The organism is Mesorhizobium sp. M0659 (genome assembly GCF_040320605.1).
GTDB lineage: Bacteria > Pseudomonadota > Alphaproteobacteria > Rhizobiales > Rhizobiaceae > Mesorhizobium.
In genome coordinates this window covers 76,839-98,631 of record NZ_JAMYPY010000019.1, presented here as the reverse complement: position 1 = coordinate 98,631, position 21,793 = coordinate 76,839, and the positions used below count along the sequence as shown (strand labels likewise).

The window sequence follows — 21,793 nt, the reverse complement described above, 5'->3', positions numbered from 1 at the left end:
CTGACGCAATGGAGTTTGGTACGCAATGACCCAATCTGAGAAGAACCCGAGCGAGGAAGCGCTCGTCAAGCGGCGTGCCCGCCTGCTCGGCGCGAAATCGCAATTGTTCTACGACGAGCCCGTGCACCTGGTGCGCGGCGAAGGCGTCTGGCTCTACGATGCCGACGGCCGCAAGTATCTCGATGCCTACAACAACGTCGCCCATGTCGGCCATTGCCACCCGCATGTGGTCGAGGCCTTGTGCCGTCAGGCAAGCCTGCTCAACACCCACACACGCTATCTGCACACCGCAATTCTCGACTATGTCGAGCGGCTGACGGCGACCTTCGATGCAAGCCTCGCCACCGCAATCCTGACCTGTACCGGCAGCGAGGCCAACGACATAGCGCTGCGCATGGCGCAGGCCGCCTCCGGCAATATGGGCATCATCGCCACCGACGCCACCTATCATGGCAACACGGCGGCGGTTTCGCAGCTCAGCACGCGCATGCCTCCGATCCGCGGCCGCGCCCCCCATGTCAGGCTGGCGCCGGCCCCCGACAGCTATCGCCATCCCGATGCGATGGCCAATGGCAAGGCCTTCGGCGACGCCGTGCGTCAAGCGATCGCTTCGCTGGCACAGGACGGCATTGGCCTGTCTGGCATCATCTTGTGTCCGCAACTCGCCAATGAAGGTTTCCCGGCTCTGCCCACCGGATTTTTCGACGACGCCTTGGGGGCCGTGCGCGAAGCCGGTGGTCTGGTCATCGCCGACGAAGTGCAGCCCGGCTTCGGCCGCACCGGCAGCCATTTCTGGGGCCATCAGCGCGCCGGCTTCGTCCCCGACATCGTCACCATGGGCAAGCCGATGGGCAATGGCCATCCGATCGCGGCCGTGGTCACCACCAAGGAGATACTGGCGACCTTCCGCGACGCTTTCCGCTACTTCAACACCTTTGGCGGCAACCCGGTCTCCTGCGCAGTCGCCAATGCCGTCCTCGACGTCATCGAACAGGAAAACCTTGTCGCCAACGCGCAAGACGTCGGCGCCTATGCGCTTGGCCTGCTGCGCCCGCTGGCCGATCGGCATGAGTGCATAGGCGAGGTCAGGGGGGCCGGACTGTTCTTCGGCGCCGAGCTGGTCCACGACCGCGACACGCGCGAACCGGCGCCCGACATTGCCGAGCAGGTCGCCAATCGCATGCGCCATCGCGGCGTGCTGATGGGCAAGACCGGCATCCACGGCAATGTGCTCAAGATCCGCCCGCCCATGCCGTTCTCGCGCGACAATGCCGAGTTCCTGATCGGCCTGCTGGACGAGGTGCTGGGCGAAGTCGGCGGAGTGCCGGCGTGAATTCTGTTTCCACCCAATCCGAGCCCGAAACGGCCGCCGATGTCACGGAGCTTGCCAGGCGTGCGCTCGAACATTGGGGCGTCCGCAATTTTGAGCCGGAACTTCTGAAGCACCGCGAGAACGCCGTCTTCCGCGTGCGGCTGCCGGATGGCCAGCCGGCAGCCATGCGCATCCACCGGCTCGGCTACCACACGGACGCCGCGCTGCGTTCGGAACTGCAATGGATGGGCTTCCTGCAATCCGCCGGCGTAGCCACGCCGTCTTGCGTCGCAACACAGGCCGGCGATCCGTTCGTGCTTGTCAGCACGGCCACCTCGGAGCAGCCCCGGCAGGCCGATTGCCTGAGCTGGCTGGAGGGCCGCGCCGTGGGCGCACGCGGCGTGCCACTGGTCTACACGCCCGACCAGTCGGTCCAGATCTTCACGGCGATCGGGCGGACCATTGCCCATATGCACAATGTCACTGCCTCCTGGACGCCGCCCGCGGGCTTCGCGCGCCATGCCTGGGATTTTGGCGGCTTCTTCGGTGCGAACCCGGTCTGGGGCCGGTTCGAGACCTCGCCCTTTCTCGATGGTCCTCGCCGCGCGCTGGTCCTGCAGGCGCGCGAGAAGGCGGTGAAGGCGCTGTCGCAACATGAGCGCAGCGCGCGCAATTTCGGCATCATCCACGCCGATCTGGTGCGCGAAAATGTGCTCATCCATGATGGTGCGGTGCGCATCATCGACTTCGACGATTGCGGCCATGGCTGGCACATGTACGACCTTGCCGTCGCGCTCTACCAGAACCGCGAGGAGGCGATCTACCCGCTGATCGAAACCGCTTTGCTTGACGGCTACCAGCAAGAGCGTGCGCTGACCCCGCAGGACATCGCCGCATTGCCTCTATTCGCCGCCTTGCGTGCCTTCGCGTTCCTTGGCTGGGTGCAAAGCCGCGTCGAAGGCGACATCACCAGGGATGTCGGCTTGCGCATGTCGACCATCGCAGCCGATGTGGTGATTGACTACCTGCGCGGTGAACAGCCCAACTGACGAGCCGATGAGAGCCGTCAGCTCTTGGCGAAATGGATACTGACCGTTCCCGAGCTGCCGAAGTCGGCGACGATGGTATCGCCGGGCCGCGCCTCGACCGGGCGCACGAACGATCCGGACAGCACCACCTCGCCGGCCGCGATGGACATGCCGTAGCGGGCGAGCCTGTCCGCCAGCCAGGCAATGCCCATCGCGGGATGGTTGAGCACGCCGGCGCCAAGCCCAGTCTCCTCGACCTCCGCATTGCGCGAGACGATGGCGCCGATCCAGCGCATATCGGCTTCATCGGGTCGTTGCGGCTGGCCGCCGATGACAATGCCGGCATTGGCGGCGTTGTCGGAAATCGTATCGAAGAAAGTGCGCGCCTTCTTTGTCTCGGCATTGACGCGTTCGATGCGCGTGTCGAGGATTTCGAGCGCCGGCGTGATATAATCGGTGGCGTTGAGCACGTCGAAGATGGTCACGCCTGGGCCCCTCAGCGGCGCCTTCATGACGAAGGCTATCTCGGCCTCGACGCGCGGCTGGATGAAGCGGCCGACGGGTATCGTCGCGCCGTCGTTGAAGAACATGTCGTCGAACAGCACGCCCGAATCCGGCGTGTCGATGGCGAGCGCATATTGCATCGCCTTCGATGTCAGGCCGATCTTCCAGCCCTTCGGGGTCAGCCCGGCATCGGTCTTGCGTTTCACCAGCGCTGCCTGGACGCGATAGGCATCCTCCATCGTCGCGTCGGGAAAATCGAGGCTGAGCAGACGGATCTGGCGGCGCGAACGCTCGGCTTCGAACAGCCTTGCCGCGGCATCTTCAACTTGCTCGGGGGTCACGATGCTGCCTCGTCGACGACGCCGTTGCGGAGCACGCCGATGCCGTCGGCTTCGACTTCGATCACGTCGCCCGGCTTCAGCCAGATCGGCGGGTCGAAGCGGGCGCCGGCGCCGGTCGGCGTACCGGTGACGATGATATCGCCTGGCACCAGCGTGGTGAAGGTGGCGACATAGGCGATGATCTTGCGGAACGAGAAGATCATCCGGCTGGTGCGGTCCTGCTGGCGCAATTCGCCATTGACGCGGGTGGTCAGCGCGATGTCGGCAATCTGCGCCTCGTCGGTGAACGGCACCAGCCACGGACCGAGCGAGCCGGTGCGGTCGAAATTCTTGCCCTGCGTGACGTTGAACTTGGCGTGCCGTACCCAATCGCGAATGGTGCCTTCGTTGCACAGGGATAGTGCCGCGATATGGTCAAGCGCATCCCTCTCGGCGATGCGTCGTCCACCCTTGCCGATGACGATGACGATCTCGCCCTCATAGTCCAGCTGCGGCGATTCCGGCGGCCGCACCAGCGGCGCATCGTGGCCGACGAAGGAGCGGGGGAAGCGGATGAACAGCGACGGGTTGGAAGGCGCGGCCTGGCCGTCCTTGTACTCTTCGTTGCGGTCCGGGTAGTTGACGCCGACGCAGATGATCTTTTCTGGCGACGGCACAGGGATTTCATAAGCGATGGCGCCGACTGGAAAATCGACGGCGTAGGCTTCGGCCTCTTCCGCCAGCCGCCGTAGCACGCCGGCCTCGATCACTTCGCGCAGCGTCGGCCACTGGCTGTGCCGCGCCGACAGGTCGACGACGCCCTTATCTGTGACCACGCCATAGCGCGTCTTGCCGCCGACGGTGAAGGTGGCGAGCCGCCCATGTGCAGTCATCCCGGTCTCCGTCAGGTTCGCGTCTGTGGTCACGGTGCGATGATCGGCGACGCCGCCAAATCCGGTTGGCGTGCGGCCGCGCCGGCAAAGGTGCTGCCCTCCTCGAACCAGCTTTTCGGCGCCGGCGCGCCCCATAGCGTCTGGCGCTGCGGGTCCTTGAGGTCCCATTTGATCGGCTCCAGATCCGGATCGACCGTCTGGTAGTCCGAGCAATAGATCTCGATGCGGTGATTGTCCGGGTCGCGGACATAAAGGAAGAAGGCGTTGGAAATGCCATGCCGGCCTGGGCCGCGCTCGATGTTTGCGAGGTAACCGGTCGTCGCCATCAGATCGAGCAGGTCGATGATGTTGAGCGGTGTCGGCACCCAGAAGGCGACGTGATGCAGGCGCGGACCCACACCGTTGGTGAAGGCGATGTCGTGGACACCGCCCTTGCGGTGCGTCCAGGCCGCCCACAGCTTTCCGCTACTGGCATCCTCGGTGTATTCGGTGACGCGGAAGCCAAGCTCGTTGTAGAAGGCGACGGACTCGTCGACATTGGGCGAGAAGCAGTTGAAGTGGTCGATGCGCAGCGGCTTCACGCCCTTGTAGAGCGCATATTTCTGATGAATCGGCGGCAGCCTTTCCATTTGGGCAAAGAACTCGAGCGGAATGCCGTGCGGGTCGCGGGTGCGGAAGGTGCGCGACTGGTACGGTCGCTCGACCCACTCGACCGGCAGGCCTTTTGCCTTGAAGAAATGCTCGGCCTTGTCGAGATCCTCATCCGAGAAAACCTTGAAGCCGAGATCGCGTGCTTCGGCGCTGCCGGCCCTCTTCAGCACGATGCAGTGGTGTCCGCGCTCTTCCAGGGCCCTTAGATAGATGGCGTCCGATGTCTCGTCGGTAACCTGCAGGCCGAGCGTGTCGACATAGAAGGCGCGGGATTTCGCAAGGTCGGTGGCCGCCAGTTCGACATGGCTGAGGCGCACGATGTTGAAGGCGGGATAGAGGTTTGGTTTGGGCAGTGGCATGCGATGTCCTCCGGTCAGCCGCCGAGTTTCTGGATCGTGTGCGCTGAAGTGGCGAAGGCGATGTTCTTCGTCTCCATGTAGAAATCGAAGGAATGGTCGCCGCCGTCGCGGCCGATGCCGGAATTCTTGACGCCGCCGAACGGCGTCGGCAAATGCCGCACATTCTCCGAATTGACCCAGATCATGCCGGCGTCCAGCGCATCGGTGAAGCGGAAGGCGCGGGTAACATCCGACGTCCAGAGATAGCCGGTCAGGCCGTATTGGGTGTCGTTGGCCAGCGCCAGCGCTTCGGCCTCGTCCTTGAAGGAAATGGCGGTCAGCACCGGCCCGAAAATCTCTTCCTGGGCAATGCGCATCCTGTTGGTGGCGCCGGTAAACAGCGTCGGGCTGACATAGCAGCCACCTCCCGGACCGGCGAACTTGCCGCCGCCGGCGGCTACCACCGCGCCTTCCGATTTGCCGATCTCGATATAGGAAAGCACCTTTTCCTCGTGCACCGGATGGATCAGCGGACCAACCACCGTTTTGGGATCGAGCGGATGGCCAACCTTGATGCGCTTTGCCTTCTCCGCAACCAGATCCGTGAATGTGTCGTAGACCGAGGCTTCGACCAGAAGCCGCGACGATGAGGTGCAGCGTTCGCCGTTGAGCGAGTAGATCATGAACACGGCCGCATCCGCCGCACGTTCGAGATCGGCGTCGGCGAAGACGATCACCGGGTTCTTCCCGCCCAGTTCGAAATGCACGCGCTTCAGCGTATCGGCGCCTTGTTTCATGATCATCGAGCCGGTGCGGCTCTCACCGACAAAACCGATCGCCTTGATGTCAGGGTGCTCGGTCAGCGCCTTGCCGGCGTGCTCGCCGAGGCCGTTGACCAGGTTCCACACGCCTTTCGGCAGGCCGGCCTCCTCCGCGATCTCGACCAGCAGGCGAGCGGTCAGCGGCGAAAATTCGGCCGGCTTGTGGACGACGGTGCAGCCTGCCGCCAGCGCCGGCGCGATCTTCCATGTCGACAGCATGAACGGCGTGTTCCACGGCGTGATGATGCCGACCGGGCCGATCGGCACGCGCGTGGTGATGTTGACCTGGCCTGTCGTGCGCAGCGTCTCGCCGTCGCGCGCTTCCGGCGCGCGGTCGGCGAAGAAGCGGAAATTCTCGGCGCCGCGCAGCGCGGCCTTGGCCATGAATTTCAGCGCCTGGCCGGTGTCCATGCACTCGACGAAGGCGATCTCCTCGGCGCGCGCTTCGATCGCATCGGCTATCTTGTGCAGCAGCTTCTTGCGCCCGTCGCCCGGCATGGCGGCCCAGGCCGGGAACGCCGCCTTTGCCGCCTTGGCGGCGCGGTCGATATCGGCGGCGCTGCCACGCGCGACCTTGGCCAGCGGCTTGAGATCGACCGGCGACATGGCCTCGAAGGTCGAGCCATCCACCGCCGGCACCGCTTCGCCGCCGATCTGGTTCAGCACGCCGTCGCGCTTGAAACGGGCCAGATAGGCCTCGGCCTTTTTCAGATTGCCTTCGAGGTCGGACATATCAGCTTCCGTCACTTGCCGCGCAGTCGCGGGTGGATTGCATTTTTCTTCCAGCTCAGGACCGGATCGATTTCCCTGATCTCCAGGGAAAGAGCGAAATGCGGGGTCTCGAACAGGGGGGCGAGGTATTCGCTCACGGCGGAGAAGACCGCCTCCCCGGTTCGTCTCTTGTCCTCGGCACTGCGGCCGGTTCCAATGCGAAACGACATGTCGAGAAAGGCGTTTTCCGGTAAGCTGTCGGCGATCGCATAGGCCTCCGCGCGGAAGGCCCGCACCCGCACCGCGCCGGTTTCAAACAGCCCGGTGCCGAGCACGGTGCGCAACACCAGCGCGCACAATTCGCTCATGTCGACCTTGGCATCGAGGTTGGCCGAATACTCGATGGAAAAGTGAGGCACCGCGTCTCGCTCCCCGTATCGTTCCACTGCTGTAGTTAACGCGTTAATTACATGCAGCATCACTGAAGTCAAGCCTTGCATCCAAGTTGAGGCGACGATACGGGATGGAAAGGTCAGGTTTTGGCGTGCGGTCCCGCCGACCGCCCGCATCATTGGGGACGCTGCTTCTTGCTGCCTGAAAACACCCGTCGTTCTCTGCCGATGGCGCTGCTCCATGCCCGCGAAGTGGTGATGGCGCGGTTTCGTCCAATGCTGGCGGCGCATGATGTGACCGAACAGCAATGGCGCGTGCTGCGCGTTCTGAGCGAGGCCGGCCCTGTCGAGGCGACGGAACTTGCCGATCGCGCTTCGGTGCTGCCGCCCAGCCTGACACGCATCATCAAGACGCTCGAGGGCCGAAAATTCATCACCCGCAACAAGGCGGAAGGCGATGGCCGCCGTGTCGTGCTGACGATCGCCCCGGCGGGTTCCGCCCTGATCGATGCCTTGTCGCCGGAACGCCTCGTCATCTACCGCGACATCGAACAGCGCTTCGGACATGAGAGGCTCGAGCAATTGCTCGATCTGCTGGAGAGCCTGATCGCCGGCGAGAGCTGATTGCTGCGGCTCAGCCGCCAAAGCTGCCAAGCCGCGTCGGCTGCGTGTAATTGCGGTCGACATAGAGCAAGGCCGAGCCGCCGCTGCCGTGCCTGACGTCGATAACGCGGCCGATCATGACATTATGCGTGCCGACGATGTGCACATCCTCGATCTCGCAATCGAAATTGACGATCGCATCGGACAGCGCTGGCGTCCCCGAGGTCAGCGTTTGCCAGCGCGCCGCCGAATAGCGTGCCTCCATGTCCCTGGTCGCGCCGGCGAACTTGCCGGCCAGGTGCATATGGTCATGCGTCAGCACGTTGACGCAGAAGCGCCGGTTGGCGAGAAACATGGCCGCCTGCGTCGAGCGGCCGTTCATGCACACCAGCAGTGTCGGAGGTTCGTCCGACACACTGCACATGGCGGTGGCGGTGAAGCCGCCGCGCCCGGCCGGGCCATCTGTCGTGACGATGTTGACCGGCGCGCAGACCCTTGCCATGGCGTCGCGGAAATCGGCCTTCGAAATCTGCGTGGCCATCTGACATCACCCCGCCGATGAAGCGAGCGGATTGAGCCAGGTATCTCCCGTCCAGCCATTCTCGTCATAGTCGGCCATGCAGGTATCGACCAGTTCTTCCATGGCCTTCAGCCGGCCGCCGCGTTCGGCGCCCTTCAGCACCTGCAGCCGCACCTCTTCCGGCGCACCGGCATAGTTGAGTTCGTAGAGCGCGTGGCGGCCGCCGAACTCGGTGCCGGTCGCGTCCCACAACAGTTTCATGATCTTGATGCGCTCGACATGGCCCATGTCGTTGGAACCGCGCACATACTGCGCGAGGTATTTGTCGATCTCGGGATTGTTGAAGTCGCGCACCGATGACGGCAGGTAGATCAAGCCGGAGGCGATCACCCGGCGCACCGTGTCGATGACGCGCGGATAGGCTTCCGACATGAAAGTCCGGTAGGCAAGGGCTGCTTCCAGGTTGGGCAGGACAGCGCCATTCGCCCAGGGGATCGGATTGTAGGCCATGGCGTTGGAAAAGCTCCAGAACATGTGCCTGAGCGCGATGACCTCGCCCAGCGCCGCCTGGTTGCCGCGGAAGGCATCGCCGCCGGTGGCGCGCAGCGCCTTTGCCAGCAGGCCGGCGAGGAAGTCGAGCTTGACGGCAAAGCGTGTGCAGCCCTGGAAGCAATAGCCATGCATGAAGCCCGAAGCCGGATGGAAGGACAGGATTTTCTGCGCCTCGCGCAGCACCAGCACGTCCTCCCAGGGGATGAAGACATTGTCGAGCACCAGGATGGCATCGTTCTCGTCGAAGCGCGACGACAACGGATAGTCGAACGGAGCCGCCGCCGTGTTGGCCGTCTGCTCATAGGAGACGCGGCAGAACATCTTTACCCCCGGCGCATTCATCGGCACGATGAACATGACCGACAGCGACGGATCTTCGGTGACCGTCGCCGAACTCTGCGCCAGGAAATTGTAGTGGGTCAGCGCCGAGGACGTCGCCACCACCTTGGCGCCGGAGACATAGATGCCGGCGTCGGTCTCCTTGGTGATGTGGACGAAGACATCCTTCACCTGTTCGGCCGGCTTGTGGCGGTCGATCGGCGGGTTGACGATGGCGTGGTTCATGAACAGCACGGCTTCCTGCGCACGCTTGTGCCAGGCGAGCGCATTGTCCTTGAACGGGCCGTACCAGTCGGCATTGGCGCCGAGCGTGTTCATCAGTGCCGCCTTGTAATCGGGCGTGCGGCCCATCCAGCCATAGGACATGCGTGACCACTCGGCGATCGCGGTCTGCTGGGCCGCGAGTTCGCCGGAGGATTTGGCGACGCGGAAATATTTGTGGGTGTAGCCGCCCGAACCGGTATCGGTAGGCGAGGTCAGCGTGCCCTGCCGCTTGGGATCGTGCAGCGCATCATAGAGGCGCGCCAGCGACCGCGCCGAATTGCGCATCGCCGGATGGGTGGTGACATCGGCGATGCGCTCGCCGTTGATGTAGACCTCGCGGCCGTCGCGCAAGCTCTCCAGATACTCGGCCCCGGTGAACGGGCGCCCATTGTCGGCACGAAAGTCTTCCGATCGCATGATGTTCCTCCACTTATGGCATCAACTCTAGCGCTCCTGGCAAGGATCGGTTAGGACGTAACGGCAAAACCGATTGGACTTTTTCCGGCGCCATGAGCCTCAATTCCATTCCTGATTTCTTTGTCTATGGCGAGCCGGTGCGGCCGCTTGATGTCGGCTTCCTGCATGTCGAGACGGTGCTTGCGCGCAGCAACATTCATCTCGGCCAGGTTGCCGCGCACAAGCATCCGCAAATGGGCCAGATCACCTACTGGACCAGCGGCTCCGGCACCTACCGCATCGAAGACCAATCCTGGGACTTTTCGGCACCGGCCGTCAGCTTCGTGCCGAGCACCATCGTGCATGGCTTCTCGATCGGGCCCGGCACCGACGCCATCGTCGTTTCGGTCGCCGATGATGCGCTTGCGGCAATAGCCGCTCACAGCCTGCTGCCATTGGACCGGCCGGTCTTTGCCGATAGCCTTCCTCAGCACGTCGCGTGGAAAAGGCTGGCGGCGGTGCTGGAGATGATCGCCGCCGAATATGCCGAGGCGCAGGCCGGCAGTGACAAGACCCTGCCGGCGCTGATCGCCGTCGCGCTCTCGCACATCGCGCGCCTTGGTCCCGAGGTAATGGATGCCACCGGTTCTTCCGATGCTGCATTGGCGCGCGGCTTGCGCCGTCTGGTCGATGCGCATTTCCGCGACAACTGGCCCGTCGACCGCTACGTCGGGGCGCTGGCCACGACACCGCATCTTCTCGACAAGGCCGCCCATACGGTGCTTGGCAGCGGCGTCAAGCGGCTCATGGGCGAGCGACGGTTGCTGGAGGCCAAGCGGTTGCTGCTGTTCACCGTGCGCACCGTCGAGGACATCGCCTACGAAATCGGCTTCGAAGATCCGGCCTATTTCTCACGCTTCTTCCGGGAGCGGGTTGGCCAGGCGCCCGCCGCCTGGCGCCGCGCGCAGCTGGGGCAGAGTTGAAGCTTCCGCGCCGGCCAGGATCAGGCGTTTGGGCCGACACGCCGGCCAGGCACGGCGCCGCCGAGTTGATCCACCTGTTGATAGGTGTTGCCGCGCAGCATCACCCCGCACGGCGCGGCGCATCGAGATTGATGTCGCCGCGAAACTTGCTGGTGTTTTTTGTCGCTTCCAAACGGTTCGTTATTTGAACCACCAATTTACGTGCTATGAGCGGACTGCAAGGTGGATTGGCTTCCGTCCCATGCGAAGTATCTTGAGGATGCACGATGAGCACAGTCGGCAAAGCGATATCGCTGTTGGAGCAGTTCACGCTCGGCGAACCGGAGATCGGCCTGTCCGAGCTCGCCCGCAAAACCGGCCTCGACAAGGCAACGGCGCGGCGCCTGCTGATGGCGCTGGCCGACCACCGCCTGATCGAACAAGAGCCGGCAAGCCGCCGCTACCGGCTCGGCGCCGGCCTGTCGCGGCTGGCCCGCTTTCGCGACGCGCATTTTCCCTTCGTGCGCGTGGCAGCACCTGTGGTTCGCGAGCTGGCGCTGGAAACCGGCGAGACGGTGCATCTGTCGGAATTCAGCGCCGGCGCACTGCTGACGGTCCATGTCGAGCTCTCGGCAAAGGCCAACCGGGTCAATGTCGATGTCGGCCAGGTGCTGCCCTTGCACGGCACCGCCTCCGGCATCGCCTTTCTCGCCGCTTCGCCTCGGGAAGCGGCCGAGGCCTATGTCGACAAGCCGTTGCCGACCTTCACGCCACACACGGTGACGCAGCCCGAAAGGCTGATGAAGGCGATCCGGCTTGCCGCCAAGCGCGGCTATTCCTCGAGCTCCCAAGGCTATGAAGAAGGCGTGCACAGCATAGCCGCGGCAATCCTCGGCTCCGATGGGCGTCCTCTCGGTGCGCTCGCGGTGGCCTCGCCTGTGTCACGCGCCGATGACAGCATGGCAGCCAGCCAGGGCGAAGCGGTGATCCAGGCGGCGCGGCTGATTTCAGCGCGCCTGGCCGGCGAAGCCTGACATCTCTACCGTCGCAGGGGAGATGATTAGCGGGTTAAGTTCCCAGCGGCGCACCGGCCTTGCCGCGAGACCGGAACGCTTCGTCTGGGACAGGCGGCTGGAGCGCAGCAAGGAAGAATTGTTGTCGCCCGCCCGCGCGTCGCCCACGATCTCGGAAATCGCCTTTGCCTGCGGGTTCAATTCGAGTGCGCATTTTTCGCGCGCGTTCGAGAGCCGGTACGATGTGGCCCGCGGGAGTTGCGCCAGAGGCTGAGGGCGGTGGTGCATTAAGGGGTGGGCCGTTTGCCGGATCTTGGAGAGCGCCGTAGCTCGCCGAAAGCCGGCATCCGGCAGCAAGTTCTACATATTGGCAGCGGTTGGCCGCACGATCACTTCGTTGACGTCGACGCCATCGGGTTGATCAAGCGCAAAACGGATCGCCCGTGCAATGGCGTCCGGTGTGAGCGACTTCTGCCGCCATTCTTTCAGAGCCGTGGCGACCTGAGGATCGCTGATATCGTCGCCCAGTTCGGTTGCGGTCACTCCGGGGGAGATGATCGTGGCGCGGATGTCGTCATGCTCCTGCCGCAGCCCCTCCGTGATTGCCCAGACGGCATATTTCGTGCCGCAATAGACCGCCGCGGTGGGCAGCACCATATGCGCGCCGACCGAGGCGACATTGACGATATGCCCATTCTTCTGGGCGACGAAGCGCGGCAGCACCGCGGCGATCCCGTTCAGCACGCCGCCGATGTTGACATTGATCATGCGAGACCACTCATCGCGCTTCAGCGCGGCAAGCGGCGACAGCGGCATGACGCCGGCATTGTTGACCAGCACATCGATCTGCCCGAATTCGGCATGAGCGGCATCGGCAAAGGCGTCGAAATTCGCCGCGTCAGTCACGTCGAGTTCGCGCCACGCGACGCCTTTGCCTATTTCTGCGGCCAGCGCCTTGAGCCGCTCGGTGCGGCGGGCCCCGATGAACAGTCTGGCGCCGGCACCGGCAAGTTCCCGAACCGTCGCTTCGCCGATGCCGCTGGAGGCGCCGGTGATGAGTACAACCTTGTCTTTAAGTCCCGTCATGATCGTTCCTTTTTCGCTGCGGTGACGGGGAGATAGATGGCGCGAACCGGCAAAGGCCGGTAGCGTGATCGTCCAAAGAGTTTGCACGATCCTCCAAATGAACTCGAAATGCCTTGCAACATTTCGCGCCATGAAGATTTATGCGGCATGGAGAAAATCAATGAACTCGCCGAGCTGATCACCCGCTTTGCGCCGAAATCTGGCATGGCCGGCACTGCGGTGCCGCGGCTGTCGCTCATTCGCGCCAACCAGCCCAGTGCACCCGTGCCTGCGGTCTACGAGGCGTCGCTTTGCATAATCGCCCAAGGATCGAAGCGCGTCTCGCTGGCCGACCAGAGCGTGGTCTATGACGCATCGAGCTACCTGCTCGTCTCGGTCGACCTGCCGCTGGTCGGGCATGTGTTGGAGGCGAGCCCGGCGGCGCCCTACCTCTGTTGCAAGATAGATTTTGATTCCACCGCGCTGGCCGAACTGCTTGTGAAAGAAGGACGTGCATCCCCCAGCAGGGATCTGCCGGTGTTAGCTGCCTATCCAAGTGACCCCGACCTGATTGATGCCGCCTGTCGGCTTGTCAGGCTGCTCGATCGCCCCGAGAGCGTCACCGTGCTGGCGCCGCTGATCGAACGCGAAATCCTTTACCGGCTCCTCACCGGACCGCACGGTGACACGCTTCGCCAGATGGCGTCGGTGGACAGCCACCTGAACCAGGTCAGCCGCGCCATCGCCACGATCCGCAATCATTTCCAGGCACAACTGCGCATCGAAGAGATTGCGGCGGCATCAGGCATGAGCGCGTCGTCCCTTCATGCCCATTTCAAGGCGATTACGCGCATGACCCCGCTCGAATACCAGAAGCAGCTGCGCCTGCAGGAGGCGCGAAGGATTATGCTTGCCGGCGGCGCAAACGCAGGCACGGCCGGGTTCGCGGTGGGCTATGACAGCCCTTCGCAGTTCAGCCGAGAATATCGTCGCCTGTTCGGTGCGCCGCCCCGGAAAGATATTGACCGCCTTCAGGCAACACCCAGTTCGGCTGCGGCTTATTGAGTTTTCCGAGCGGCATGCGCCAGCCATGGCTGGTCAGGAGCCAGCCGCCTCCAGGTGGCGAAGCGTCCGATCATGCTCGGTAGAACTCCCGGTACCATTCGACAAAGCGCGGAACCCCTATTTCGATCGGGATTTTGGGCTTGAAGCCGGTCGCCTCCTCGAGCGAGCTGACATTGGCGAAAGTTGCCGGAACGTCGCCTGGCTGAAGTGGCCTGAGGTTGCGGTTTGCCTTGCGTCCCAGCGCGTCTTCGAGCACCTCGATCAATCGGTTCAGTTGAACGGGCGAATTGCCGCCGATGTTGTGAATCCTGAACGGGGCGTTGCTGGTCGCTGGGTCTGGCGCGACACTTTTCCACTCAGGATTGGGTGTCGCGGGTTGCTGCATGACGCGGATAATACCTTCGACAATGTCGTCGATATAGGTGAAATCCCGCTGCATGTTGCCATAGTTGAAGACCTCGATCGGCTCGCCGGCGAGGATAGCCTTGGCGAAGATGAACAGCGCCATGTCCGGCCGCCCCCACGGACCATAGACGGTGAAAAAACGCAGCCCGGTGGTCGGCAGTCCAAACAGATGGCTGTATGTGTGCGCCATCAGCTCGTTCGCCTTCTTGCTTGCGGCGTAAAGGCTGAGCGGATGGTCCGCCGGATCGTGCACGGAAAACGGCATGCGGGTGCTGCCGCCATAAATCGAACTCGACGATGCATAGACCAGATGGCCGACGGACGCCTGCCGGCATCCTTCCAGGATGTTGACAAAGCCGCTGAGGTTGCTTTCCACATAGGCGTGCGGATTGCTGATCGAATAGCGTACGCCGGCTTGCGCCGCGAGATTGACGACAACCTCCGGCGCGGCCGAAAGGAAGAGCTCCGAAATACGGTCCCGCTCCGTGAGATCGGCATGCTCGAAACAAAAATTCGAAAACGCTTTCAGCCGCTCGAGACGAGCCTGCTTCAGGCTGACGTCATAATACTCGTTCATGGAGTCGAGGCCGATAACCTGGCCTCCTTCGGCAAGCAGCCTCAGGCAAAGATGAAACCCTATGAACCCGGCTGCGCCGGTGATCAGTATCGGCCTGCTTGATGTCACTGCATATCCTAGCGTTAATTTCAGGCGAGCTTTACAAGCTCCAGTATTTTATGTTGTCGGGAACTTCATTGGGCTTGATGGCCGACTTGACATCGAACAGTGTCCCCCCCGGCCTGATCATTTGAAAAAGACGCGCTCTTTCGTTGGTGAGATATTGCCTGTGAGGCACCGCCAGAACAAGCGCCTGCAAATCGTTTATCTCATCGAGCGGCAGGATTGTTTCGCCGTGATCACGCCGAGCGGTTTCGACATCGGCAAGGGGATCATGGACTTTGGGGACAATTCCGAACTGCCTTAGTTCCTTGACCATGTCGAAAACGCGGCTGTTGCGCAAATCCGGCACGTCCTCCTTGAATGTCAGCCCGAGAATGCCGACAGAAGCCCCTTTGACGGGCGTGTCAGAACCAATCAGCCGCTTGACAACCTGCTGGGCGACGAAGGCCCCCATGCCGTCATTGATGCGACGTCCGGCGAGGATGATCTGCGGATGGTAACCTTCGGCCTCGGCCTTGGCGGTCAAATAATATGGATCGACGCTGATGCAGTGGCCGCCGACGAACCCCGGTTTGAAGGGAAGGAAGTTCCATTTCGTCGACGCAGCATCAAGAACATCCTGCGTCCGGATATCGAGCCGTTCGAAGATCATTGCCAGTTCGTTCATCAGCGCGATGTTCAGATCGCGCTGGGTGTTCTCGATAACCTTCGCTGCCTCGGCCACCTTGATCGACGGGGCGCGGTAGACGCCGGCATCGATGATACGGCCATAAACGTTCGCGACGCGCTCCAGCGTCTCGTTATTCTCGCCGGAGACGACTTTGACGATCTTTTGCAGCGAGTGTTCTCGATCGCCGGGGTTGGCGCGTTCGGGCGAATAGCCGAGGGCAAAGTCGCGGGGATGTCGCAGGCCGGAAACCTGCTCGATGATCGGCCCACAGAAATCTTCGGTCACACCTGGATAGACTGTCGACTCAAAAACGACGACGGCGCCTTTGCTCACCGCCTCGCCGACGAGTTCGGACGCCAGTTTCAAAGAAGCTAGATCGGGAGCGCGATTTGCGTCGATAGGGGTTGGCACGGCAACGATGAAGAAAGTAGCGCCTTTCAACATCTCCCGATCGGTGGTCAGCCCTATCGAGGTCTCCTTGAGCGCCGTTGCGTCAACTTCCCCCGTACGATCGACGCCGCCACGCAATTCCCCGATCCGACGCTCGCTGATGTCAAAAGCTATGGTGCCGGGGAAAACCTTCCCAAAGGCAATGGCTACCGGCAGGCCGACATAACCCAGGCCGATAACTGCAATGCGTTCGGACATCCGTGGGGTTCCTCGAGCCACCTGTTGAGCCGACGTGCTTGTATGGCAGCCTGTTGGCCAATTCAACGATGCTCTATCGCGAAGAGGAATGTCTCATTAAAAATGGTCGTTGCCATTTTCATGTTGCCATCGCCGATGCCATCGATGTTGTGGATAAAATCCAGCAGGACCGGGTTTCGAGCCACTCTCTGCTGCGGATTGGGGTGAACCGTCAGGTTCTGCCGGCCACCTATGCAGCGGCGGCCCTGACGACAGGGCTGATATTCTCTGCTGCCAATCCATAGGCCACTATCGGCCTCAATCGTGCCTTCTGATCAAACCAAATGCCCGGATCGGAATTCGCATCGGCACCGAGCGGATCTGCGAAATTTCAGTTTGGTCCTTGTGCATTGGCTGCGGACACGTCGTATCCTGCGTGTGGCGACCGATATCTGGTCGATCAGCATTTGCCTGGGAGCAGAAATTGGCCAGACTCTATGACAGCCGCAGACGCATTCTCGTTACCGGGGGCGCAGGGTTTATCGGCTCGCATCTTATTGACCGCCTGTTGGAACGAGGCGACGAAATCTTGTGTGTCGACAACCTTTTCACCGGATCAAAGCGCAATATCGACCATTTGGCCAAGCATCCCCGCTTCGAATTCATGCGCCATGACGTGACCTTTCCGCTCTACGTCGAAGTCGATGAGATTTACAACCTGGCGTGTCCGGCCTCGCCTGTTCACTACCAGTACGACCCGGTTCAGACGATCAAGACCGCCGTGCACGGCGCCATCAATGTTCTTGGACTGGCAAAGCGGCTGAAATGCAAAGTCTTTCAGGCCTCCACCAGTGAGGTCTATGGTGACGCGTCTGTGCATCCGCAGCCCGAGAGTTACTGGGGCAATGTAAACCCGATCGGGCCGCGCTCATGCTACGATGAAGGCAAACGCTGCGCCGAAACGCTGTTCTTCGACTATCACCGACAACATGGCTTGTGGGTCAAGGTCGCGCGGATTTTCAATACGTTCGGGCCGCGCATGCACCCGGCAGACGGCAGGGTTGTCTCAAATTTCATCGTGCAGGCGCTTCGTGGTGAACCGATAACCATTTTCGGCGACGGCTCACAGACAAGGTCGTTTTGCTACGTCGACGACCTGGTGAGCGGCATGCTGCGCCTCATGGATACGGGGCCGGAGGTGACCGGTCCAGTAAACATCGGCAATCCAAGGGAAGTAACGATCAGGCGCTTGGCCGAACTGACGACGCAGATGACCGGATCAGGTTCGGATATAATTTACCGCGATCTTCCGCAAGACGATCCGCGGCACCGCCAGCCCGATATCACCCTTGCCAAAAGGCTTGTCGGCTGGGAGCCGACGGTGACTTTGGAAGCCGGGCTGCAACAGACGATCGACTATTTCAAGGCCCTGCTGCCGAAGGTTTCCACAAACTCGCCGTGACCCGGCACCGCAGTGCAACCGTCAAGTCTGACCGATCACCGTCGTGGTAGCGACGCCTTTTGCAGTCGACTCCGGTAGGCTTGAAGTTTTTCGAATTCTAATTATTTTAAGCTTGAAATTATTTTGAAGATCCATGGCGCTTCATCCGTCCGAGCTGGGACACCGGCATTTGGCGGAGAGCAGAAGGAGGAGGAAGATTTGCCGTCGTTCCGGGATAAAACTCCATGAACACAGCACGATTTTCCGAGAGTGTCACAGGCAAGATCGTCGATGGCGTTCTCGTCGTCACGATCGAAAATCCGCCGGTCAACGCGCTGTCCTTCCATGTCAGGGCCGGATTGATGGCTGCGCTTGGGCGTGCGGCGTCGGATGAAGTGTCTGCCGTGGTGCTGACCGCCATTGGGCGCACCTTCATCGGGGGCGCCGATATCAAGGAATTCGGCAAGCCCGCTGTCTCGCCCACACTGCCTGACGTGATCGAAGCGATCGAGAGCTTCGCCAAACCGATCGTGGCGGCAGTAGGCGGCGCGGCGCTCGGCGGCGGCTGCGAGATTGCGCTGGCCTGCCACTACCGGGTGGCCAGCAAGGCGGCCAGCTTCAGCCTGCCCGAGGTCAAGCTCGGGTTAGTGCCTGGGGCCGGCGGAACCCAACGCCTGCCCCGCCTCATCGGCACGGTCGCCGCAATTGACCTGATCGGCACGGGTCGGCCCGCAAATGCCGACGAAGCGCTCGCTCTCGGTCTGATCGATACCATTGCCGACGATCTTCCCGAAGGCGCGCTCGACGTCGCCCGCCATCTCGTCGGCCAACCGCTGCGGCCCACGGGCGCGCTTTCCGTCCCGCGCTCGCAACCTGAGGCCGACGCGGCAGCCGCAAAGAAGGTACTTTCCCGCAGCCGAGGGCAGATGGCGCCTGCAGAAGCCGTGAGACTGGTCCAGGCCGCTTCCACGGCCAAACTTGAGGACGGTCTTGCGGAAGAACGCGCGACCTTCCTGCGCCTCCGGGATTCTCGCGAAGCGGCAGCGTTGCGCCACGTCTTCTTTGCCGAGAGGCAAGCCAGCAAAGTCGACAGGCTGGAGGGTGTCACGCCTCGCAAGGTCGAGACCGTCGGTATCGTCGGAACCGGCCTGATGGGTGCAGGCATCGCGGTCTCGGCCTTGAATGCCGGCTATCGCGTAATCGGCATCGAGCAGAACGACGACGCCGCGGCAAAAGGATACGAGCGTATCGCCGGGCTTCTCGACAAATCGGTCCAATCCGGCCGTCTCACCGATCATGCGCGCAGGGAGGCGCTGAGCCGGTTTGAAGCGGCCAGCGACGCCGGCAGGCTGGTGCAGGCCGATCTGGTCATCGAGGCAGTGTTCGACGATCTCGCGGTAAAAACCGAACTCTTCCGGAAGCTCGAACGTATCGTCCGCCCGGACGCCATCCTTGCGACCAACACCAGCTACCTCAACCCCGACGAGATCGCCTCGGCAACCGCCCGGCCCGAACGGATCGTCGGCCTGCATTTTTTCTCCCCGGCCAACGTCATGCGGCTCACCGAAGTGGTGGATTGCGCGGCGACGGCGCCCGATGTGCTCGCCTCGGCGATCGCCTTCGTCAGGAAGCTTGGCAAGCTGCCTGTCGTGTGCGGCGTTGCCGAGGGTTTCATCGGCAACCGCATCTATTCGGCCTACCGCCGCGAGGCGGAGTTCATGGTGGAGGATGGCGCAGCACCCGATGAGGTGGATGCCGCGCTGGAGGCCTGGGGCTTCCCGATGGGGATCTTCGCGGTCAACGATATGGCTGGGCTGGAGATAGCCTGGGCGCGGCGCAAGCGACAGGCGGCGATGCGCGATCCGCAAGCACGTTATGTCGAAATCGCCGACCGGCTGTGCGAGGCCGGCCGCTTCGGCCGCAAGACCGGGCGCGGCTGGTACGATTATTCGGACGGCGAACGCCGGAGCGACCCGCAAGTAACGGCGCTGATCGAGGCCGTGCGAGCGGCCAAGGGCATCGTGCCGCGCCGCTTTTCGCCCGATGAGATCGTCACGCGCTTACTGGCGGCAATGGCCGAAGAGGGCAAGGCACTGCTGGCCGAAGGCATCGCGGCGAGTGCCTCCGACGTCGATCTGGTGATGATCAACGGCTATGGCTTCCCGGCCCAAAAGGGCGGGCCGATGTTCCACGCCGGAGACATCTGACGATCGAGCTAAGACAGCTTGGCGATGACGGCGCGCAGTGCCTCGCCGAAACGCCTGACCTCGTCGACCGTGTTGTAATGGACCAGCGAGGCGCGGATGGCGCCGCTGTCCATCGACAGGTTGAGACGCTTCATCAGCCGGGGCGCATACATATGGCCGTCGCGGATGCCGATCTGCATGTCAGCCATTTCCTCGACGATCCGCTGCGGCGACAGCTTGCCGATGTTGAAGCAGAATGTCGGCACGCGTTCGTTGATGCGGGCTTCCTCGGCGACGCCGTAGATCGTGACATTGCATCCCTTGAGCACGGCGAGCATCTCACGCGCCAGGAGCACTTCGTAATCGCGGATGGCGCCCATGCCGGCAACGATGTTGTCGCGCCGCGAGCGGTTGTTGGAGGGCGCCAGATTGCGGCCGATCAGTTCCAGGTACTGCACTGCGGCATCCATGCCTGAGACGTTCTCGTAGATGAAGGTGCCTGCCTCGACCTTGTAAGGCGGCTCGTCGGGGATGAAATCCTCGCGGAAGGTCGGCAGCCGCTTCAGCGTTTCGAAGCGGCCCCACAGAAAGCCCATATGGGGCGAGAAATTCTTGTAGCCGGAGCAGACGAGATAATCACAGTCCCAGGCCTGCACGTCGATCAGCCCGTGCGGTCCGTAGTGCACGCAGTCAAGGAACACTTCGGCGCCGGCCGCATGCGCGATCGCGGCCACCGAAGCGACGTCGACGATCGAGCCGATCGAATGCGCGGTCACCGTGCAGGCGACGAGACGGGTGCGATCGGAAACCAGCGGCTTGAGGTCGTCGACATGCAGGTTGCCGTCCTCGCGCATGCGCCACCATTTGAACTTGGCTCCGGCGGGCTCCAGCGCCAGCCACGTGGCGATGTTGGCGTCGTGGTCCATATCGGTGATGACGATCTCGTCGCGCTCTGTGTCCTTGGTCAGCATTTGGCCGATGCCGAGGCTGACCAGGCGAATGAACGAGGTGGCGTTCATGCCGAAGCAGATTTCCGACGGACTGTAGGCGTTGATCAGCAAGGCCACGCTCGTCCGAGCATCCGCAACCGATTGGTCGACCGTGACCGAGCGCCCATAGCGACCACCACGCTGCACATTGTGCGAGACCAGGTGATTGGTCACCGCGTCGAGCACGCTCTGCGGGATCTGCGCGCCGGCGGCGTTGTCCATGAAGATGAAATCACCGGCGCGCTGCAAGGCCGGAAACATGGCGCGGATGGTGTCGACCGGAAAGCCGCCGGCGGCTTGGGAATTGCTCAACTGTATCTCCTGCGAATGGCTTGGGAAGCGGGACGGTTGATGAGGTCAGCGCGTCTTCTCGGTCTTGAAGCGGTCTTCGAGCAGGCTGACGAGGCGGACCATGGGCCAGAGGAAGATGAGATAGACCAAAGCGGCGCCGATCAGCGGCGAGGGATTGGCATAGAGCGATTGCGCGTTGGTCGCTTCCTTCAACAGTTCCGGCAGCGCAACGGTGGAAGCGAGCGACGTGTCCTTGAACATCGAGACGCAATTGCTGGTCATCGGCGGGATGACGACGCGGATCGCCTGCGGCAGCACCACCTTGCGCAAGGTCAAAAGGAAAGGCAGGCCGAGCGCCTGTGCTGCCTCGAATTGGCCTTTCGGAATGCTCTCAATGCCGGAGCGGAACACTTCTGCTGAATAGGCCGACATGATGATGGCGAACGCCGTCACGGCGGAGGCCCAGGACGACAGACGGATGCCGAGGAAGGGCAGCGCATAGTAGATCAGGATCAGCACCACCAGCACCGGCAGGGCGCGGAAGATGTCGGTGTAGCCGACCGCCAGCCAGCGCAGCGGCTTCGGCGCATAGAGCCGCAACAGGCTGATCCCCAGGCCGATGGGAATGCCGATGCCGATACTCAAAATGCCGAGCAGCAGCGTGTTCAGGAAGCCACGCAACAGCGCCGGCAGGCTGGACATGATCACGTCAGGATTGAAGAAGGTGTCGATTAGCGACATGGGAGCGTTCCCGAA

Annotated in this window: 22 protein-coding genes; 10 read left to right on the top strand and 12 right to left on the bottom strand. The window is 62.5% G+C overall.

Features of this window, described 5'->3' with window-relative positions; genetic code table 11:
- Positions 1-25: 25 nt before the first annotated feature.
- The gene (locus NKI31_RS25235) at positions 26-1,333 is read left to right on the top strand and encodes an aminotransferase class III-fold pyridoxal phosphate-dependent enzyme (protein ID WP_352652839.1); all 1,308 of its coding nucleotides are present in this window, start codon (positions 26-28) and stop codon (positions 1,331-1,333) included.
- Entirely contained in the window at positions 1,330-2,361 is a 1,032-nt protein-coding gene (locus NKI31_RS25230; protein WP_352652838.1) for a phosphotransferase enzyme family protein, read from the top strand. Before NKI31_RS25235 ends, NKI31_RS25230 begins: the two co-directional genes overlap by 4 nt.
- Before the next feature lie 17 nt (positions 2,362-2,378).
- Here NKI31_RS25230 and hpaH read toward each other — a convergent pair whose 3' ends face one another.
- From hpaH to NKI31_RS25205, 5 genes are read right to left on the bottom strand one after another with little or no spacing between them, the layout of a single operon-like run.
- The gene (hpaH, locus tag NKI31_RS25225; protein WP_023735686.1) at positions 2,379-3,188 is read right to left on the bottom strand and encodes a 2-oxo-hept-4-ene-1,7-dioate hydratase; all 810 of its coding nucleotides are present in this window, start codon (positions 3,186-3,188) and stop codon (positions 2,379-2,381) included.
- A complete protein-coding gene (locus NKI31_RS25220; RefSeq protein WP_352652836.1) occupies positions 3,182-4,057 on the bottom strand; it encodes a fumarylacetoacetate hydrolase family protein in 876 nt (291 codons plus the stop codon). Before NKI31_RS25220 ends, hpaH begins: the two co-directional genes overlap by 7 nt.
- 29 nt (positions 4,058-4,086) lie before the next feature.
- Positions 4,087-5,067, bottom strand: a complete 981-nt coding sequence (gene hpaD, locus NKI31_RS25215; protein ID WP_023692268.1) for a 3,4-dihydroxyphenylacetate 2,3-dioxygenase — start codon at positions 5,065-5,067, stop codon at positions 4,087-4,089.
- A 14-nt stretch (positions 5,068-5,081) separates the two neighbouring features.
- The gene (gene hpaE / locus NKI31_RS25210; protein WP_023695204.1) at positions 5,082-6,599 is read right to left on the bottom strand and encodes a 5-carboxymethyl-2-hydroxymuconate semialdehyde dehydrogenase; all 1,518 of its coding nucleotides are present in this window, start codon (positions 6,597-6,599) and stop codon (positions 5,082-5,084) included.
- A gap of 11 nt (positions 6,600-6,610) precedes the next feature.
- Positions 6,611-6,997, bottom strand: coding sequence for a 5-carboxymethyl-2-hydroxymuconate Delta-isomerase (locus tag NKI31_RS25205; protein WP_023695203.1), 387 nt, complete (start codon positions 6,995-6,997; stop codon positions 6,611-6,613).
- Positions 6,998-7,198: 201 nt separating this feature from the next.
- Here NKI31_RS25205 and hpaR point away from each other — a divergent pair, with 201 nt between their 5' ends.
- Positions 7,199-7,594 (top strand): homoprotocatechuate degradation operon regulator HpaR, encoded by a 396-nt coding sequence (hpaR, locus tag NKI31_RS25200; protein ID WP_023704722.1) that lies wholly within the window; start codon positions 7,199-7,201, stop codon positions 7,592-7,594.
- Between the two features lie 10 nt (positions 7,595-7,604).
- On the opposite strand, the gene NKI31_RS25195 is transcribed toward hpaR, so the two are convergent.
- Entirely contained in the window at positions 7,605-8,114 is a 510-nt protein-coding gene (locus tag NKI31_RS25195) for a flavin reductase (RefSeq protein WP_023667825.1), read from the bottom strand.
- Between the two features lie 6 nt (positions 8,115-8,120).
- Positions 8,121-9,665 carry a 4-hydroxyphenylacetate 3-hydroxylase N-terminal domain-containing protein gene (locus NKI31_RS25190; protein WP_023704721.1) on the bottom strand — a complete coding sequence of 515 codons (1,545 nt, stop codon included), beginning with the start codon at positions 9,663-9,665 and terminating at the stop codon, positions 8,121-8,123.
- Positions 9,666-9,757: 92 nt separating this feature from the next.
- Between NKI31_RS25190 and NKI31_RS25185 the strand changes: the two genes are divergently transcribed.
- The 3 genes from NKI31_RS25185 (at position 9,758) to NKI31_RS25175 (ending at position 11,893) form a co-directional block, all read left to right on the top strand.
- Positions 9,758-10,627: a helix-turn-helix domain-containing protein gene (locus NKI31_RS25185; protein WP_023667823.1), complete on the top strand. Its 870-nt coding sequence runs from the start codon at positions 9,758-9,760 to the stop codon at positions 10,625-10,627.
- A 266-nt stretch (positions 10,628-10,893) separates the two neighbouring features.
- Entirely contained in the window at positions 10,894-11,640 is a 747-nt protein-coding gene (locus tag NKI31_RS25180; protein WP_023667822.1) for an IclR family transcriptional regulator, read from the top strand.
- A 22-nt stretch (positions 11,641-11,662) separates the two neighbouring features.
- Entirely contained in the window at positions 11,663-11,893 is a 231-nt protein-coding gene (locus NKI31_RS25175) for a helix-turn-helix domain-containing protein (protein WP_023708113.1), read from the top strand.
- A gap of 86 nt (positions 11,894-11,979) precedes the next feature.
- On the opposite strand, the gene NKI31_RS25170 is transcribed toward NKI31_RS25175, so the two are convergent.
- Positions 11,980-12,705 carry an SDR family oxidoreductase gene (locus tag NKI31_RS25170; RefSeq protein ID WP_352652835.1) on the bottom strand — a complete coding sequence of 242 codons (726 nt, stop codon included), beginning with the start codon at positions 12,703-12,705 and terminating at the stop codon, positions 11,980-11,982.
- A 147-nt stretch (positions 12,706-12,852) separates the two neighbouring features.
- Here NKI31_RS25170 and NKI31_RS25165 point away from each other — a divergent pair, with 147 nt between their 5' ends.
- Positions 12,853-13,749, top strand: a complete 897-nt coding sequence (locus NKI31_RS25165) for an AraC family transcriptional regulator (RefSeq protein ID WP_023667819.1) — start codon at positions 12,853-12,855, stop codon at positions 13,747-13,749.
- Between the two features lie 70 nt (positions 13,750-13,819).
- On the opposite strand, the gene NKI31_RS25160 is transcribed toward NKI31_RS25165, so the two are convergent.
- Positions 13,820-14,839: an NAD-dependent epimerase gene (locus NKI31_RS25160; RefSeq protein ID WP_023667818.1), complete on the bottom strand. Its 1,020-nt coding sequence runs from the start codon at positions 14,837-14,839 to the stop codon at positions 13,820-13,822.
- A gap of 31 nt (positions 14,840-14,870) precedes the next feature.
- Complete coding sequence (locus NKI31_RS25155; protein WP_023686926.1) at positions 14,871-16,151, bottom strand: nucleotide sugar dehydrogenase; 1,281 nt, start codon at positions 16,149-16,151, stop codon at positions 14,871-14,873.
- Between the two features lie 38 nt (positions 16,152-16,189).
- Between NKI31_RS25155 and NKI31_RS25150 the strand changes: the two genes are divergently transcribed.
- The 3 genes from NKI31_RS25150 to NKI31_RS25140 all read left to right on the top strand — a co-directional run bounded on the left by NKI31_RS25150 (position 16,190) and on the right by NKI31_RS25140 (position 19,778).
- A complete protein-coding gene (locus tag NKI31_RS25150; protein ID WP_023748005.1) occupies positions 16,190-16,435 on the top strand; it encodes a hypothetical protein in 246 nt (81 codons plus the stop codon).
- Between the two features lie 179 nt (positions 16,436-16,614).
- Complete coding sequence (locus tag NKI31_RS25145) at positions 16,615-17,592, top strand: UDP-glucuronic acid decarboxylase family protein (RefSeq protein ID WP_023667815.1); 978 nt, start codon at positions 16,615-16,617, stop codon at positions 17,590-17,592.
- Positions 17,593-17,816: 224 nt separating this feature from the next.
- Complete coding sequence (locus NKI31_RS25140; protein ID WP_352652834.1) at positions 17,817-19,778, top strand: 3-hydroxyacyl-CoA dehydrogenase NAD-binding domain-containing protein; 1,962 nt, start codon at positions 17,817-17,819, stop codon at positions 19,776-19,778.
- Between the two features lie 8 nt (positions 19,779-19,786).
- Here NKI31_RS25140 and NKI31_RS25135 read toward each other — a convergent pair whose 3' ends face one another.
- Entirely contained in the window at positions 19,787-21,058 is a 1,272-nt protein-coding gene (locus tag NKI31_RS25135; RefSeq protein WP_352652833.1) for a cysteine desulfurase-like protein, read from the bottom strand.
- Between the two features lie 45 nt (positions 21,059-21,103).
- Positions 21,104-21,778 (bottom strand): amino acid ABC transporter permease, encoded by a 675-nt coding sequence (locus NKI31_RS25130; RefSeq protein ID WP_023667812.1) that lies wholly within the window; start codon positions 21,776-21,778, stop codon positions 21,104-21,106.
- Between the last annotated feature and the right edge of the window lie 15 nt (positions 21,779-21,793).

Bases quoted from the DNA above. Each gene is read 5' to 3' on its own strand.
- NKI31_RS25235 (WP_352652839.1), top strand. From the start codon at position 26: ATGACCCAATCTGAGAAGAACCCGAGCGAGGAAGCGCTCGTCAAGCGG.
- NKI31_RS25220 (WP_352652836.1), bottom strand. From the start codon at position 4,057: ATGACTGCACATGGGCGGCTCGCCACCTTCACCGTCGGCGGCAAGACG.
- hpaD (WP_023692268.1), bottom strand. From the start codon at position 5,067: ATGCCACTGCCCAAACCAAACCTCTATCCCGCCTTCAACATCGTGCGC.
- hpaE (WP_023695204.1), bottom strand. From the start codon at position 6,599: ATGTCCGACCTCGAAGGCAATCTGAAAAAGGCCGAGGCCTATCTGGCC.
- hpaR (WP_023704722.1), top strand. From the start codon at position 7,199: ATGGCGCTGCTCCATGCCCGCGAAGTGGTGATGGCGCGGTTTCGTCCA.
- NKI31_RS25195 (WP_023667825.1), bottom strand. From the start codon at position 8,114: ATGGCCACGCAGATTTCGAAGGCCGATTTCCGCGACGCCATGGCAAGG.
- NKI31_RS25190 (WP_023704721.1), bottom strand. From the start codon at position 9,665: ATGCGATCGGAAGACTTTCGTGCCGACAATGGGCGCCCGTTCACCGGG.
- NKI31_RS25185 (WP_023667823.1), top strand. From the start codon at position 9,758: ATGAGCCTCAATTCCATTCCTGATTTCTTTGTCTATGGCGAGCCGGTG.
- NKI31_RS25180 (WP_023667822.1), top strand. From the start codon at position 10,894: ATGAGCACAGTCGGCAAAGCGATATCGCTGTTGGAGCAGTTCACGCTC.
- NKI31_RS25175 (WP_023708113.1), top strand. From the start codon at position 11,663: ATGATTAGCGGGTTAAGTTCCCAGCGGCGCACCGGCCTTGCCGCGAGA.
- NKI31_RS25170 (WP_352652835.1), bottom strand. From the start codon at position 12,705: ATGACGGGACTTAAAGACAAGGTTGTACTCATCACCGGCGCCTCCAGC.
- NKI31_RS25165 (WP_023667819.1), top strand. From the start codon at position 12,853: ATGGAGAAAATCAATGAACTCGCCGAGCTGATCACCCGCTTTGCGCCG.
- NKI31_RS25155 (WP_023686926.1), bottom strand. From the start codon at position 16,151: ATGTCCGAACGCATTGCAGTTATCGGCCTGGGTTATGTCGGCCTGCCG.
- NKI31_RS25140 (WP_352652834.1), top strand. From the start codon at position 17,817: ATGAACACAGCACGATTTTCCGAGAGTGTCACAGGCAAGATCGTCGAT.
- NKI31_RS25130 (WP_023667812.1), bottom strand. From the start codon at position 21,778: ATGTCGCTAATCGACACCTTCTTCAATCCTGACGTGATCATGTCCAGC.